Annotated in this window: 9 protein-coding genes; 7 read left to right on the top strand and 2 right to left on the bottom strand. The window is 60.7% G+C overall.

All coding sequences use genetic code 11. The features are described from left to right. Positions 1–237: 237 nt before the first annotated feature. On the bottom strand, positions 238–2,094 hold the full coding sequence (locus KBI52_RS06025) for an ABC transporter ATP-binding protein (protein ID WP_210806078.1): 1,857 nt from the start codon (positions 2,092–2,094) through the stop codon (positions 238–240). A gap of 173 nt (positions 2,095–2,267) precedes the next feature. On the opposite strand from KBI52_RS06025, the gene KBI52_RS06020 reads away from it, so the two are divergent. From KBI52_RS06020 to KBI52_RS06000, 5 genes are all read left to right on the top strand, one after another. Continuing rightward, the gene (locus tag KBI52_RS06020) at positions 2,268–2,765 is read left to right on the top strand and encodes a cupin domain-containing protein (RefSeq protein ID WP_173945877.1); all 498 of its coding nucleotides are present in this window, start codon (positions 2,268–2,270) and stop codon (positions 2,763–2,765) included. Positions 2,766–2,866: 101 nt separating this feature from the next. Further along, on the top strand, positions 2,867–4,360 hold the full coding sequence (locus KBI52_RS06015) for a carboxypeptidase M32 (protein WP_210806076.1): 1,494 nt from the start codon (positions 2,867–2,869) through the stop codon (positions 4,358–4,360). Between the two features lie 86 nt (positions 4,361–4,446). Then, positions 4,447–5,166 carry a phosphodiester glycosidase family protein gene (locus KBI52_RS06010; protein ID WP_247654217.1) on the top strand — a complete coding sequence of 240 codons (720 nt, stop codon included), beginning with the start codon at positions 4,447–4,449 and terminating at the stop codon, positions 5,164–5,166. A gap of 72 nt (positions 5,167–5,238) precedes the next feature. Next, positions 5,239–6,330: a medium chain dehydrogenase/reductase family protein gene (locus tag KBI52_RS06005; protein WP_247654216.1), complete on the top strand. Its 1,092-nt coding sequence runs from the start codon at positions 5,239–5,241 to the stop codon at positions 6,328–6,330. A 448-nt stretch (positions 6,331–6,778) separates the two neighbouring features. After that, complete coding sequence (locus KBI52_RS06000) at positions 6,779–8,977, top strand: ATP-dependent RecD-like DNA helicase (protein ID WP_210806074.1); 2,199 nt, start codon at positions 6,779–6,781, stop codon at positions 8,975–8,977. Positions 8,978–9,720: 743 nt separating this feature from the next. Here the strand turns inward: KBI52_RS06000 and KBI52_RS05995 are convergent. Continuing rightward, positions 9,721–11,199 (bottom strand): YdiU family protein, encoded by a 1,479-nt coding sequence (locus KBI52_RS05995; protein ID WP_210806072.1) that lies wholly within the window; start codon positions 11,197–11,199, stop codon positions 9,721–9,723. A 271-nt stretch (positions 11,200–11,470) separates the two neighbouring features. On the opposite strand from KBI52_RS05995, the gene KBI52_RS05990 reads away from it, so the two are divergent. Together KBI52_RS05990 and htpG are read left to right on the top strand one after the other, a co-directional pair. Further along, the gene (locus tag KBI52_RS05990; protein ID WP_173945872.1) at positions 11,471–12,472 is read left to right on the top strand and encodes a 3'-5' exonuclease; all 1,002 of its coding nucleotides are present in this window, start codon (positions 11,471–11,473) and stop codon (positions 12,470–12,472) included. A 115-nt stretch (positions 12,473–12,587) separates the two neighbouring features. Continuing rightward, complete coding sequence (gene htpG, locus KBI52_RS05985) at positions 12,588–14,480, top strand: molecular chaperone HtpG (RefSeq protein WP_210806070.1); 1,893 nt, start codon at positions 12,588–12,590, stop codon at positions 14,478–14,480. Positions 14,481–16,297: the final 1,817 nt, after the last annotated feature.

The following is a 16,297-nucleotide window of genomic DNA, read 5'->3' as shown; positions in this document are numbered from 1 at the left end:
CCTCAAGGATCAAAATGCCCGAAAAAGTTGTCCTCCCAATGGACCAGTTTGACGGGTCAGGACCAGGCTGGCTGCTCTCAAGGCTGCATTATCGCCTGCTCCCAGTCGAGCATCCACAGCAGACCTTGCGGCGTCAGCGCGGCGGTTACCAATCAGAGATGCGGCGACAGGGTTTAGGGCGGCGCCTGCGCAAAATAACACGTGAGGCCAGCCAGATCTCATGGTGCCATGATCCCTTCATCGATAACCAGAAGCCTGTAATTCGAAGAGTTCGGCGTAGCGCCCGCCTGATGCAACAAGCTTTTCGTGGGAGCCAGCCTCCGCAACCTGCCCATTCTCGAGAACGAGGATGCGGTCGGCCATCCGTACGGTCGAGAAGCGGTGCGAGATGAGAATGGCGGTTCTGCCCGCGCTAAGATCCCGAAACCGCTGGAAAACCTCATACTCGGAGCGGGCGTCGAGAGCGGCGGTTGGCTCGTCCAGGATGAGCACCTCCGCATCCCGCATGTAAGCCCGGGCGATCGCGATCTTCTGCCATTCGCCCCCGGAGAGGTCCGCGCCCTCGTGGAACCGCTTGCCAAGCGGCTGGTCATAGCCCTGAGGCAGGCGTCGAATAATGCAATCGGCGAGACTGCGCTCGGCCGCCTGCTGAATCCGACTGCGATCATCGGTGGCCTCAATGCGGCCTGCTCCGATGTTCTCACCCGCCGTGAAGTGAAACCGCACAAAGTCCTGAAAGATGACGCCGACGTGGCGTCGCAGGTCGGCCAGATCATATTCACGCAGGTCATGGCCATCGAGAAGGATCCGTCCCTCTGTCGGATCATAGAGCCGGGCAAGGAGCTTCACGACCGTGGTCTTGCCGGCCCCGTTCTCCCCCACCAGAGCCACAACCTCACCAGCCGTCAGCGTTAAGCTCAGGTGCCGGACCGCCCAGCGATCGGAATCTGGATACCGGAAGCCCACATTTTCAAACACGATCCCCGACACCAGCGGCTGCGGGAATGGTCGAGGAATTGGCGGTGACGTGATGCTTGGACGGACATCGAAGAAGGAGAACAGATCCTCCAGGTACAGCGCCTGCCCGGCGATCTGGGAAAAGCCAAGAAGCAATCCTTCAAGCAACCCTCGCAGGCGCAGGAAAGAGCCGGACAGGAACGTCAGGTCACCGATGCTAAAGTCGCCCCGGACAGTTCGCCACACGATCAGAGCGTAGGCCAGGTAATAGGCGCAAGACGCAAGTGCGGCAAAGAGCGTACCCCATGCGGCCCTGCGGATCGCAAGCCGCTGGTTGTCCGCGTACATCCGATCTGCGAAGGCTCTAAATCGATCGACCAGGAAACAGTTGAGACCAAAGAGCTTGATTTCCTTCGCAGTCTCGACGCTTGAACCCAGGTAGCGGATGTAATCGAGTTGGCGTCGTTCCGGCGTGCGGAAGTAGTTGAGCCGATAGCCCTGAGCGTTGAAATGCACCTCGCCGACGAAGGCTGGCAAAAGCGCAAGGATGATTAGGACGATGAGCCAAGGCGCATAGGCGAGCAGTCCGGCAGCGAGCGACAGGACCGTGAGCACGTCCTGGACTTGGCCGAAGATCTGGGTCAGGAGGGTGGTTCTCCCGGTGACCTGACGGCGGGCCCGCTCCAATCGGTCCTGCTGATCACTGCTCTCGAACTGCTCGAGGTCCAGCGTCGTCGCGTGCTCCATCAGGCGCACACTGGCAAAGTTGCTGTAGCGCTCGGACAGGAGGCTGTCGACGAGGGAACTAGCTCGCCCCAGAAGATCGGCCACAATTGCGAGGACCAGCTCCAAAACGAGCAGCCCGCCGAGAGCATCAAGTCGGCCGCTCCCGAACCAATCGCTAAAGCCTCCCCCTGGTGAGGGGATTTGTGTCTGGGCTACAACCTCATCGATGATGAGCTTACCGACAAAAAGTACCAGAATGGGCAGGACTGACCGCGTCAGTCGCAGCCCGAGACTTGCTGTTGTAAGAGCGGGACTGGCCTGCCAGACCAGGCGGAACAGAGACGGAAGGTGACGGAAGGCACCAACCCGCTCACGCAAGGAGCGGCTGGAGGGGAACACTGGAGCGGCCATCCCATTAAAATAGGGGTCCAGGGTTCACTCGTCGAGCCGAGGCACTGCTGCAGTCGGGGCCTTCTCTTTGCGAATAACATCATACCGAAGGCCTGAACCCGCCGTCTTATCCTCGGTCTCCTTGCTCGTGATCTAGGGCTAGGACAAAATGCCATATCGTCGCGGAGAGCGCCATGACAGATCACAGCCACGACAACGTCCACGATCCGCACGAGCACTGGAAGCACCACGGCGTCCAGGTGATCAAGGGCGACCGCCTCGATCCGAACACGGCCCAGACCCCAGGCATGTTTCGCCAAGCTGCCATCAATCACGCCCGGGTGGGCGCGCAGAAAATCTGGGCGGGCACGGTTTCGATCCAGCCGAATGCCAAAACCGGGGTGCACCACCACGGCGAATTGGAGAGCGTCATCTATGTGGTGCGGGGCAAGGCTCGCATGCGCTGGGGCGAGCGGCTGGAGTTCGTTGCAGAAGCCGGACCAGGGGATTTCATCTATGTGCCACCCTTCGTGCCCCATCAGGAGATCAACGCCAGCCCGGATGAGCCCCTCGAATGCGTTCTGGTGCGCAGCGACAACGAAGCCGTTGTCGTGAACATCACCGATGTGGATCCGGTGGAACAGCCGGAGGAGGTGTACTGGGTCGACCCGATCCACAAGCACCCGGGATAAGGCTAGGACAGGGCCTCAGAGGCAGGCTCAAATTCAACCGATGCATCATCGGGAACGGCTGCGGGTTCACACCTCAACCCAAGAACGGGGTTCACGCCCACATGGAAACCTACAAGACGCTGGAAGATCGCTTTGCCCGCATCAGCTCAATCGCGGATGCGGTCGGCATTCTGCAATGGGATGCCGAGACCCTGATGCCGGAGGGCGCCGCCGATAGTCGCTCCAACCAACTCGCGACGCTCAAGGGCATCGCTCATGAGCTTCTCACCGCACCCGATACAGGCGACCTCCTGGGCCAAGCAGGCCAAGACAGCGATCAGCTCGACGATTGGCAACGCGCCAACTTACGCGAGATGCGGCGGGTCTACCTCCATGCGGCTGCGGTTCCGGCCGATCTCGTCGAGGCCAGCTCCAGGGCTGTATCCCGGGCGGAATTGGTGTGGCCCGAAGCCCGGCAGAATGGCGATTTCGCCCTGCTTCTGCCGCACCTGTCCCAGGTCCTCGCCCTCCAGCGGCAGATCGGCCAAGCCAAGGGCGAGGCGTTGGGGCTTTCCCCCTACGATGCTCTCCTCGATAGTTACGACCCGGGTCTCCGCCAAGCCGCCATTGACCCCCTGTTTGCCGAACTCGGCGCCGAACTGCCGGACCTGATCCAGGAGGCACAGGAGCGCCAGAAGGGCTTTCCTGCCATTCAGCCGCTCAACGGCCCCTTCCCTGTCGACGATCAGCGACGCATCGGCGAGCAGTTGATGCAGGCCGTTGGGTTCGATTTCAACCGGGGGCGGCTCGATGTGAGCCTGCATCCCTTCTGCGGTGGATCCACGGGTGATGTCAGGATCACCACCCGGTACGACGAGGCGAACTTCATGAACGCGCTCATGGGAGTGCTCCATGAGACCGGGCATGCGCTCTATGAGCAGGGCCGCCCCGAGGATTGGCATCGCCAGCCGGTTGGGCTCGCGCGCGGCATGAGCCTGCACGAGAGCCAATCGCTGCTCATCGAGATGCAGGCCTGCCGGAGCTGGGAGTTCGTCACATATCTTGCTCCCCTCGTACGGGAGACTTTCCAGGGTGAGGGGCTAGCCTGGAACCCGGAAAACCTCCACCGAATCCTAACCAGAGTGGAGCCGGGCTTCATCCGCGCGGATGCCGATGAGATCACCTATCCGGCCCACATCCTAGTTCGCTACAAACTCGAGAAGGCGCTCATTGCCGGCGTTCTTCAGATTGACGACCTGCCCTCAGCGTTCAATGAGGAGGTCAAAAAGCTTCTCGGTCTCACAGTGCCTAATGACAGCCTGGGATGCTTGCAGGATATCCACTGGCCTGGTGGCGCGTGGGGCTATTTTCCGACCTACACGCTTGGCGCCGTGACGGCAGCCCAACTCTTCGAAGCTGCCTGCCATGCAGATTCCAGCATTCTTCCTGGGCTGACCTCTGGGGATTTCGGACCCCTTCGCGGATGGCTGCGTTCAAATGTCCATTCCAAGGGCAGTTTGGTGACGACCGATGAGCTTCTGATGGGTGCAACCGGACGACCGCTCTCGGCGGATGTCTTCCGCACTCACCTTCGGGAACGGTATCTCGCCCGCTGAAAGGACCTAAGCTGCAAATGATAGCTATCAGCTCCAATCTCGGCCGCTCGCTCTCCCGGGCAATCATCCTGGTGTCCGGGACCCTCATGTCCCTTGGTCTGCCTGCCGGACGACCCGTGGCTCAGGCCGCTAGCGATCCGTGTCGGCCAGTCCAATATGCTGACAGCACCTTCGTGGTCTGCACGGTGGATCTGCAACGATACGAGGTGAGACTGTTCTGGCGTGGGCCGGACGGGGAGGTTCTTGGCTCGTTCGATCGGTTGAGAGGGACGCCGGAGGGTTCACGCCTTGCTGTCGCCATGAATGCAGGCATGTACCATGAGGACCGCTCGCCCGTAGGGCTTTACGTTGAGAATGGAAAGGAGTTGAAGGCGGCCAACACAAGGAACGGCCCTGGGAACTTCCACCTCAAGCCCAACGGCATCTTTTATGTCAAAGGCCGTCAGGCCGGCGTGCTTGAGACCGGAACCTATCTGAAGCGGAGAATCAGGCCCGATTTCGCGACGCAATCGGGCCCAATGCTCGTCATCGACGGGAAGATCCACCCTCAGTTCTCAGAACAAAGCACCTCCCGCAAGATCCGGAATGGCGTCGGCGTGAAAGGCCAGGACACGGTCGTGTTCGCGATTTCAGAAGACCCAGTCACGTTCAGCACATTCGCTCGCTTGTTCCGGGACGAGCTAGGTTGTCCCAATGCCCTGTTCTTGGATGGAAGTGTCTCCAGCCTCTATGCCCCTTCATTGGAGAGGATGGACACGCTCATGCCCATGGGGCCGATTGTCGGGGCCTTACGCCGGCGCTCATAAGAGGGGACTTCAGTGACAGTGCAGACGTTTCAGGTCGAAGCTAGAGGCGTACCAGCGATGCCTTCAGGATCCATGCATAAAGTGGTTATTCGCAAAGCCGGCGGATACGAGCAGCTGAAGCTCGAAACACATCCCTTGCCCGAACCTGGCAAGGGACAGGTTTTGATCCGCACCGAGGCAGTGGGGGTGAACTATGCTGACATCTGTGTTCGTTGGGGCGTGTACGAGTCCGCGCGTCGGTTTGTGGGCTGGCCGATCACGCCCGGATTCGAATATTCAGGCTGGGTGGAAGACGTTGGCCGTGAGGTCGAGCATGTGAAGCCCGGCGACCCGGTGTTTGGAGTCACTCTCTTCAACGGCTATTCCACGCACGTCTGTGCCCCAGCAGATCTGGTGTGGCTTAAGCCTCAGGCTCTTGACTTTGAGGCAGCGGCTGGTTTCCTGGCCGTCCACCTGACCGCGTATCATGGCTTGCTCCAGAATGTGGTGATCCGGCCCGGCATGAGGGTGCTCGTGCATTCGGCCGGCGGCGGAGTGGGCTCGGCGCTCATCCAACTCTGCAAGTTGCACAATCTGCACGTAACCGGCGTGGTGGGACGAAGCCATAAGGTCGAGTATGTGCGCCAGCTCGGCGCAGACGCCGTAATCGACAAATCCACTCAGTTGCTTTGGGATGAAACCAGGCGCCTCTGCCCTGACGGCTACGACTTGATCTTTGACGCGAACGGCCCTGAAACCTTGGCGCAAAGCTATGCGCATCTCAAGCCCACAGGCAAGCTGTTGGTCTATGGCTTTCATAGTTTTCTGCCCAAACAGGGTGGGCGCATCAACTACCTCAAGGCGGCCCTTGGAATGCTGAGGATGCCACGCTTCAATCCTTTGTCGATGACAAGCGAGAACAAAGGTGTCGTGGCGTTCAATTTGTCGTTCCTCTTTCCGCGTGCCGACCTGTTGCACGCGGCTGTGAACGATCTCACCGCCTGGTTAGAAGCGGGGGACATTCGGGTGCCAAAGGTTCGTTCTCTTGCATTGGAAAATGTGGCTCAAGCTCACCGATTTCTGGAGTCAGGCGAAACCACGGGCAAGTTGGTCTTGCGAACAGCGCCGCGCTTCAGAGCGTCAGCGAACGAGGCAACTGTTCAGGGAGCCTCTGCTCCTGATTAATGAGCGCGAAAGTTGCCTGAGTGCGCTGTGGAAGAGGCTGTCTGATCACCTCGGCATAAATAGAACGGAGATCTTGCTCGATCCGGCGCAGGAGTTCGGTATCGGAGATTGCCACGGGTCGCTCGCCCCGATCCGTTGTCCATCTTCACCTCCAAATCCGCCCTCATCTCCTGAGTATCGCTTCGCTAACCGATGATTGACCACTTTCCTTGTCGGCTGTGGAAACCGAGCAGAACTCTGCGAATGCTCGGGATTGACGCTTGCAAGCTTAGCATCACAACCGGACTCGCGAATTGTCCCTGCGCGCGGTCGTGTCAAGCTGAGTCGCCGCAAAAAAGCCTTGAAACGAACCAAGAACATCCGATGACAATATAGGGATAGCATCCTCGTCAGTGGTGCCATCCAACGATACAGTCGGAGAGCCGAGGAACCTTCCCTGGCAGTCACCATGAACCAAATGATGCGCCCCTCACAAACCGATCAGAGGCCTGCCCTCGAGACACTCGCGGGTTCGGTGGAGCGCATCACCTTCCACAATGCCGAGAACGGCTTCGCTGTCCTGAAAGTTTATACGCGTGGCAAGCGTGACCTTGTGACAGTTGTGGGCCACACCCCGGCGGCGTCGGCCGGGGAGTGGGTCACAGCCAGTGGGCTCTGGATCAGCGACCGCACGCACGGGCTCCAGTTCAGGGCCGAGGTTCTGAAGACCACCCCGCCCACCGGGGCAGAGGGCATCGAGAAGTATCTGGCCTCGGGTCAGATGCGCGGCATCGGACCCGCCATGGCCAAGCGGATCGTGGCAGCCTTTGGCGTGGACACCTTCGAGATCATTGAGGCCGCCCCCGAGCGCCTGACCGAGGTGCCCGGCATCGGCCCGATGCGGGCCTCCCGCATCGTGGCGGGCTGGGCCGAACAGAAGGCCGTGCGGGAGATCATGATCTTCCTTCATGCGCACGGGGTCGGTACCGCCCGGGCGGTCCGCATCTTCAAGACCTACGGCTATGAGGCCATTCAGGTCATGACCGAGGACCCGTACCGGTTGGCGAAGGATGTGCGCGGCATCGGCTTCCGGACAGCGGATGCCATCGCAGCCAAGCTCGGAATGGAGAAGACAGCCCCTCAGCGCATCCGGGCTGGTATCTCGTTCGCGCTCCAGACGGCGGCGGATGAGGGGCACTGCGCATTGCCGGTCGAGGCTCTCACCCGGCTGGCCGAGCGACTCCTTGAAGTGGATGAGGCCCTGATTCGTACCGCCATCGTCGAGGAACTGTCCAAGGGCGAGATCGTCTCGGACACCATTGGTGAGGAGACCTGCCTCTTCCTGAAAGGGCTGTACTTGGCCGAGCAGGCGATTGCCTCTCGTTTGATCGAGCGAGCGTCTGGTCCAACACCTTGGCCCGAGATTGACCTCGACAAAGCCATTCCCTGGGTCGAGGGCCGCACGGGCAAAACCCTGGCCGCCTCGCAGCGTGAGGCACTGAAGCTGGTGCTCGGCGCCAAGGTCGCGGTGGTGACCGGCGGTCCCGGTGTCGGCAAGACGACCTTGCTCGACACCATCCTGCGCTTGCTGGTCGCCAAGCGTGTTAGGGTGGCGCTGGCGGCGCCGACAGGACGGGCGGCCAAGCGTATGACCGAGCAGACCGGGCTGGAAGCCAAGACCATCCACCGGCTCCTGGAGATCGATCCTAAGCACGGGGGCTTCTCACGCAATGAGGAGAACCCGCTCGACTGCGATCTGCTGGTTGTGGACGAGACCTCCATGGTGGATGTGCCGCTGATGAACGCCCTCACCAAGGCCATTCCAGCTCAGACGGGTCTGCTGCTGGTGGGCGATGTTGATCAGTTGCCGTCGGTCGGCTCGGGACAGGTACTGGCCGATATCATCGCCTCAGAGCGCATTCCAGTGGCGCGTCTTACCGAGGTGTTCCGGCAGGCGGCAGAAAGCCGGATCGTGGTGAACGCCCATCGCATTAACAGGGGCCAGATGCTCGAGCCTCTCAGGGCGGGCGAAGAGAGCGATTTCTACTTCGTGGAAATCAACGATCCCGAGGAAGGGGTGCCGAAGATCATCCAGATGATCAAGGACCGCATGCCACATCGCTTCGGGCTCGATCCCATGAAGGACATCCAGGTGCTCTGCCCCATGAATCGGGGGGTGCTGGGTGCCCGCAACCTCAACATCCAGCTCCAGGAGGTGCTCAATCCCAATTCGTCTGCGAAGGTGGAGCGGTTTGGCTGGCGCTTCTCACCCGGTGACCGGGTGATGGAAACCCAGAACGACTACGACCGGGAGGTGTTCAATGGCGATCTCGGTACGGTAGTCAGGATCGACGATGAGGAAGGGGCGCTGATTGCTTCCTTTGATGGCTGGGAGGTGTCATACCCATTTGGCGAGCTCGACACCCTCGTCCCCGCTTATGCGACCACCATTCACAAATCGCAGGGGTCGGAATATCCCGCCGTCATCATCCCGGTCGTAACACAGCACTTCGCGATGCTGGCTCGCAACCTGCTTTACACCGGCGTCACCCGCGGCAAGCGGTTGGTCGTTCTAGTGGGCCAGAAGAAAGCAGTTGGGATTGCAGTTAGAGGCGGGCAGATGAAGAGGCGCTGGACGAAACTGCGGGAATGGTTAGCTGCTCACTGATCGACAGATCAAATTTCCTTTGTCACGACGCGTTCGAGGTATGGTGTTCCAACACCATACGCAAATCTCCAGATAAAATAAGCTAGACCGTTCCGCTGCACGCATACACCCACTCAGGAGAGCCGCATATTGCGCCACCGATGACTGATGAATGGGAGCAACTGCGATCAGCGCGAAATCCAGATGCGCGGATGCCATATGGGAAAGGGCGGGCCGATGTCCTGTTCCTCCGGCCTGGGAAACCCTGGACCGTCGCCATTGAAGCCTAGAGCCTCGGACGTGAGAAGTGGACACCACTTTTGGGATTCATCCGAGGCTCCCTCTCTTGACCGGCGCATCGGTTGACGCGGCCTTATGGATCCGTCCGATGCGCTAGGTTCAGCTCCAGGGGGAGGAAGCTTACCACCAACGGGGGCTTCCCGAACCTCAAACCTCTCTTTGACGAGATCCGCGCTCGCCCGGCCGCTCAGGCCGCTTCCGCGCTGAAGGAGAAGCACAGCTTCAAATCTGAGGTGGAGGACGAAGCACGCCAACATATGTTCCGGCATTTGGCTGCCCCGGTCAGCTGAATTCTCACGCATCCCGCCGTTCCTCCGTCCAGTATGCAGAATGGTCACTGGGCGGAGGCAAAAAGCCGCGGAGAGATTTCGATGTCCAGGGGAGTTCCACGTCTGACGCTGGAGGTGCGGCACCAGATGTGGTGAACGACCCAGGTGCGAAGCGATCGAGGTGGCGGTCTGGCGTTACGTCCCGCAGAATGTCCGATAGACGCACTGGTGTGGTTCCGGTGGTTCGGAATAGTGGGCGAAAGCTGGCTGGTCCTCATAGGGACGCGAGAGGACCATCAGAAGCTCCTCGAACGGAGCAAAGTCGCCCTGCTCCACTGCAGCTTGTATCATCGCCTCCACGCGATGATTGCGCGGGATAAAGGCTGGATTCGCCGCGCGCATGGCCGCTTGGCGGGTTGCAGCGTCTTGCGGCTCCTGGCTCAACCGCTCGCGCCAGCGGGTGGCCCAAGCATCATAAGCAAGCGGATTGATGAAGAGGTTTCGGGCGGCCTCGTCTCCCTCAGGACCAGCGGCAGCATCGCTCAGCCGCCGGAAGGTCAGGGTGAAGTCAGCCTGGTTCTCGGCCATGGCCTTCAGGAGATCACCGGCAAGCGTCGGGTCCTCCTCGCGCTCCGTCAGCAGCCCGAGCTTGCGCCTGAGCCCCGCGTGATAGGCCGCCTCGAACTTGCCCGCGAAAGCTTCGAGCGTCTCGCTCGCTTCAGCCACGGCCTTCTCCTCGTCCTCAGACAGGAGCGGCAGAAGCGTCTCGGCCAGCCGCGTCAAATTCCAGAGGCCGATGCGCGGCTGGTTGCCATAGGCGTAGCGGCCCTGCCGGTCGATGGAGCTGAAGACTGTCGCGGGATCGTAGGCATCCATGAAGGCGCATGGGCCATAGTCGATCGTCTCGCCGGCGATGGACATGTTGTCGGTGTTCATGACTCCATGGATGAAGCCGATGTGCAGCCAACGGGCAATAAGGTCTGCCTGGGCGGCGATCACCTGGTCGAGGAACGCGCGGTAGGGACGATCGCTTTCGGCAGCGTGCGGGTAGTGTCGGCCGATGACGTAGTCGGCGAGGAGTCGTAGCCCTTCCGTATCCTGCCGGGCTGCAAACAACTGGAACGTGCCGACCCGAATATGGCTCGATGCTACCCGGGTGAGAACCGCACCGGGAAGTGGCGTCTCCCGGACAACGGTCTCTCCGGTCAACACAGCGGCGAGCGCACGCGTTGTCGGCAGGCCGAGCGCCGCCATGGCCTCGCTGAGGAGATACTCACGCAGGACCGGTCCCAGTGCCGCCCGACCATCACCGCGGCGCGAGAAGGGTGTCGGACCTGAGCCTTTGAGCTGAATGTCCCGACGGATGCCATTTTGGTCGACCACTTCACCGAGGAGGATGGCACGGCCATCGCCGAGTTGCGGCACGAATTGCCCAAACTGGTGCCCGGCATAGGCCATGGCGATGGGCTCGGCCGCATCTGGAACGCGGTTGCCGGACAAAAGCTCGACTCCATCAGGGCTGGAGAGGTGATCAGGGTCGAGGCCGAGGTGTAACGCGAGATCCCGGTTCAGCCGGATGAGTCTCGGAGCTGTGACGGCTTCGGGTTCTATGCGCGCATAGAACCGATCAGGCAGGCGCGCGTAGGTGTTGTCGAAGGGAAAATGAGTTGTCATGGTCCAGGCTCACCATTAGGACCACGTGAAATCGTATGAGGCGCTTCAGAAAACAAGGGTCGGACCATAAATCCGGACTGGGTTCAAAGCACTCCCGCTGTAACCTTGTATAACAGATCTGCCCCCACGATCGAGACAGACCAACCACTCCACAGTTTGTACGCCCTCCCGCCTATCTTGTGCATTAACGATCTGGCGACCCGCACCCTCTAGTCTGCCCCGCCGGGCCCGACGCGGGGGCCTGTCCTGTTGGCGGGCAGAAGGTGCGGGAATGCGAGGCCAGGCTGACCTTTTCTTGGACTACGATGCACCGCCGGGTCCGATCAAGACGAGTCCCGTCGATGAGATTGTCATCAAGGCCACGCAACGCAGCGAGTCCTTCAAGGCTCCTGACTATGAGACCGCCGCCCGGATGCTGGAGGCCACAGGCGACTACCGCGTTCTGCGCCGATTGACACCGCGCCCCATCGTCGTGTCCCGCACCTCTTTCCACGGCGAGAAGATCGCCGTCATCCTGGACACCGAAACCACAGGTCTGGATCACACAAGAGACGAGGTCATTGAACTCGGCATGGTTGCCTTCACCTATGATGAGGAAGGCCGGATCGGTGATGTGATTGGGACGTTTAATGCCCTGCGTGGGCCGAGCGTACCGATCAGCCCTGAAATCACTCGCCTGACCGGGATCACGCCTGACATGGTCGCCGGCCAGGTGCTCGATCTCGAGGCAGTGGAGAGGTTCATCGCGCCGGCGGAGTTGGTCATCGCGCATAACGCTCGCTTTGATCGGCCCTTCTGTGAGCGCCTGTCCAAGGACTTCCAGCTCAAGGCGTGGGCCTGCTCCCATTCCGAGATCGCCTGGAGCGGGTTCGGCTTTGAAGGATCGAAGCTCGGGTACCTCCTGACGCAATGCGGCTGGTTCCACCAGGGCCACCGGGCGGTCGAGGATTGCCATGCCCTGCTCGAGGTGCTGGCCTCCCCCCTCCCCTCCGGGGCCGGGTTCGCCTTCGAGCATCTGCTGAACTCGGCGCATAAAGCGCTCGTGCGCATCTGGGCCGAGGGCAGTCCGTTCGACATGAAGGATGTGCTGAAGGCGCGCAAGTACCGCTGGAACGATGGCACCGATGGCCGACCGAAGGCTTGGTGGGTGGAGGTCAGCGAGGAGGCCTTTGAGGCTGAACTCGCCTTTCTCCGGCGTGAGGTTTACCGGCGCGAGATCGAGCCCTTCAGCCAGAGGATCACCGCCTTCGAGCGGTTCCGGTCGGCACGCTAAGCGGCATCTGCTAGATTTCTGCGCAGCCGGACTCACCCAAGGCTTTCAGGCTTGAAATCTTGACCGTCCGCCGCCATCTCATCGCCCGCCGGAGCAACAAGGTTCATCTCACGCCATGACGACTGCTGACACCACGCCCGCCCCTGAGAACCACACGTTCGAGGCCGATGTCGCCAAGCTGCTGCACCTGATGGTGCACTCGGTCTACTCCGACAAGGACGTCTTCCTGCGTGAACTGATCTCGAACGCCGCCGATGCCTGCGAGAAGCTGCGCTACGAGGCGATCGCCAACCCTGCCCTGCTCGGCGATGATCCCAAGGCCCGGATCACGCTGCTGATCGATGCCGACAACCGCCGCCTGACAATCCAGGATAACGGCATCGGCATGAGCCGGGACGAGATGATCGAGGCGCTCGGCACCATCGCGCGCTCGGGCACCAAGGCTTTCATGGACCGGATCCAGGCGGCTCAAGGCGGCGAAGGGGCTCAGCTCATCGGGCAGTTCGGCGTCGGCTTCTACTCGGCCTTCATGGTGGCCGACCGGGTCGACGTCGTCTCACGCCGGGCCGGCAGCGACGAGGCCACGATCTGGTCGTCCGACGGCAAGGGCTCCTACACGGTGGCTCCCGCGGCCGTCGACGAGGCCCCAGCCCGCGGCACCCGGGTGATCCTCCACCTGATGGAGGACGCAACATCCTACACGGAGCGCTACCGGCTCGAGCGCATCGTCAAGGATCAGTCCGGCCATGTTCCGGTGCCCATCTCCCTTGTCGAGAAGCCTGGAGCGGAGCCGCAGGAGGTCGGCGACGGCGCAGCTCTGTGGGTGAAACCGCGCTCCGAGATCACACCTGAGGACTACACCGACTTCTATCGCAGCGTGGCCGGGCAGTTCGACGAGCCGGCGCTGACGGTGCATTTCCGGGCCGAGGGCCGCCACGAATATACCGCCCTGGCCTTCGTGCCGGGCTCCACGCCGTTCGACCTGTTCGATCCCGACCGCCACGGACGGATGAAGCTCTATGTGAAGCGGGTCTTCATCACCGACGAGGCCGAGCTCCTGCCGCGGTACCTGCGGTTCGTGCGCGGGCTCGTCGACTCGGCCGACCTGCCGCTCAACGTCTCGCGCGAGATGATCCAGGAGAGCCCGCTTCTGGCCGCCATCAAGAAGGGCGTGACCAGCCGGATCTTGAGCGAGCTCGAGAAGCTCGCCCAGAACGATGCGGAGGCCTACACCAAGGTGTGGGAGACCTTCGGGCCGGTGCTGAAGGAAGGGCTCTACGAGGATTTCGAGCGACGCTCGACCTTGCTGGGCCTGGCCCGGTTCAAGACCACCGCGTCCGGTGGTGGGTGGCGCTCGCTCAAGGATTATGTCGGCTCGCTTAAGGAGAACCAGGCTGCGATTTACTACGTGACGGGGACGGATCTCGCCCGGCTCGAGGCCTCGCCGCAGCTCGAAGGCTTCCGGGCGCGCGGCATCGAGGTGCTGCTGTTGCCGGATCCGGTTGACAGCTTCTGGGTCACCGCCGGTGTCGATTACGAGGGCAAGCCGTTCAAGTCGGTGACCCAGGGCGGTGCCGACCTGGCCCAGATCCCGCTGCTCGAGGCCCAGGAGAATGCGGGCGCACCGGCCACGGAGGCGATGACGGGCTTCATCCAATCCGTGAAGGCCACCCTGGGCGAGGCCGTGGCCGATGTCCGCGCCTCCGAGCGTCTGACGGAGAGCGCCGTCTGTCTGGTGGCATCAGAAACAGGCATGGATCGGCAACTGGAGCGGCTTCTCGCGCGAGCGGGTCAGCTGACGTCCGCGGCCAAGCCCATTCTGGAGATCAACCCGCGCCATGACCTCGTCGTGGCCCTGGCCAACCTGAGCGAGGATCAGCAGGTTCTGCGCGAAGACGCCGCTCACCTGCTGCTGGACGAGGCGCGGATCCTGGACGGTGAACTCCCGGCTGATGCAAAGGCATTCTCACAGCGGCTCGCTAGGGTAATGCGGCGGTGCGTGCCCTGATGCTCGGCCAAAGCGACTATTAGGCAAGGACGCATGCAAAACCACTTCAAATGTGAGCAGCGCCCTGCTGGGCTCGACGAAGGTACAAAGGTCTGGTACAAAAGCCAGACGATACGGCAGCCGAAAACCCTTGCAAACTAGAGGTTTTCTTGATGTTGGCGGAGAATCTCCCGCTCTCCGCCAACATTTTTCTGAAAAGGTTTGTAAGGTTTAGAGAAAATGATGAGTGGACGAACCGTTCCCCACCTTTGATCCTGGCTTGGATATTGAGCAACTGCGTCTCAGACGCACGGAGAGGTGGTGTGCGGCGGCAAATGCATCTGTCCTAGTGATAACTGGCTGTGAGAGATGCCTTTGCTGGACCGAGGGTCACCCTTCTAACTGAGTTCTCATGTAGCTGTCCTAACCTCAATCGGCGTCTCCCGCTCCGATGACATGCCTCGGAGGCAGCACCGTTTCCCTCTAGAGTTATCTGCCTCAAAAGCTCCGCGGTGGGTACCTCATCTACCTTAGCGGTTCCTTCTAAGTCGGCACTGGCTTAAAATCCTATCGTCGACTAGGAATCTCAGCGGGGAGGTCCGTGCAGTGCGCATTGAGGCAATGAGTGCTATCGTTCTGGCACTCCGCTGACAATTTCCCACGTGCAAGGCTTAACCGAATTGGAGAAGCGGCGAGCCAATCTTCCATTTGTCCGAGAGGCAACGAAATGAATTGCCGAGCATGTCCGAGCAAATTTGCCTCAGAGGCATGCGCCTAAGGACATCCTCAAAGCCGTCGGCGGAGCCGCCCCCGGTTGCCAGCAGACTGTCAAATGGATGGTTGATGAACACGACAAGATCTACGGCTTGGAACAGGCCAGAAGTTCTTGGCAGGTCCGTACATACAGGATTTGCCTTGCGCCGTGATGGCCCAGAACACGTCGCTAGATGACGTGAATACGGCAGGGGTAGCGTGTGATGCTGGTGAAATCGTCTTCGCTCCCATCAAAGACCCCAAGGCTCCACACTTGTCCATGACCTGAGGAACAAGGAAACGGGGTGGACACTTCGAATTGTGGAAACAAGCGAGACTTTTCAGTTCAGACAATAGCGCAAAAAGAACACTGAACGCGACTTCCTCATCTCCGCTGCGTCATCTGAGCCGCAGAAAGCGTTAGCTGCAGAGGTTCAGCTTTATAGGGACCATAGCGGCAACATCGGCTCCATTAATATTGAGAAGATATGGGAATCGTTTAACCACTACAGAATCGCATGAAGCCAGGAACCGGAAGGATCGGATGTTCGTCAGGATGGGATTGTGAGCAAGCCGCTCGGCGTTAATGAGCATTATTGCGAGTACCCATAGTTCCCAAGGTTCCAGTCTGTGTTCCATCTCCGACCGAACATGGCAGCTGAGTATCGTCAGCAGGCCGAGAGCATCCGGACCATGGCTCGGCAAATCTCGTTAAGCGACATGAAAAGGCAGCTTCTCGACGCTGCCGTGCATCTCGACGTGTTGGCCGAGCAAGAGGAGCGCAGGGCTCGGCAAGCCGCCTCCCAGGAGCAGCCCAAGACGCTGGACGATTGACTTCGGCAGTAGACCCGACTGGCCTTTTGCAGGATTGCGCCTAGGTCTGACGCGTGTGCGAGCAAAGGCACCAAACAAACAAGGAAGGCTACAGTTCTCTGCATTTTGCGCATTCGCGAGCTTCCGAGTGCGTGCCAGCAGCCGATGCTGCCTAGACTCGGAGTGTCCTGAAACATTCTTATAGCCTCCGTGATGGAATAGATCAGCGTGACCACCGTTTACTGGCCATCTGACGTTATTGAAAAGGCTGG

The sequence above is a fragment of the Microvirga sp. HBU67558 genome, from assembly GCF_018069605.1.
Classification (GTDB): Bacteria; Pseudomonadota; Alphaproteobacteria; order Rhizobiales; family Beijerinckiaceae; genus Microvirga; species Microvirga terrae.
The sequence above is the reverse complement of the archived record's forward strand: the minus strand, read 5'-3'. Positions and strand labels throughout refer to the sequence as shown.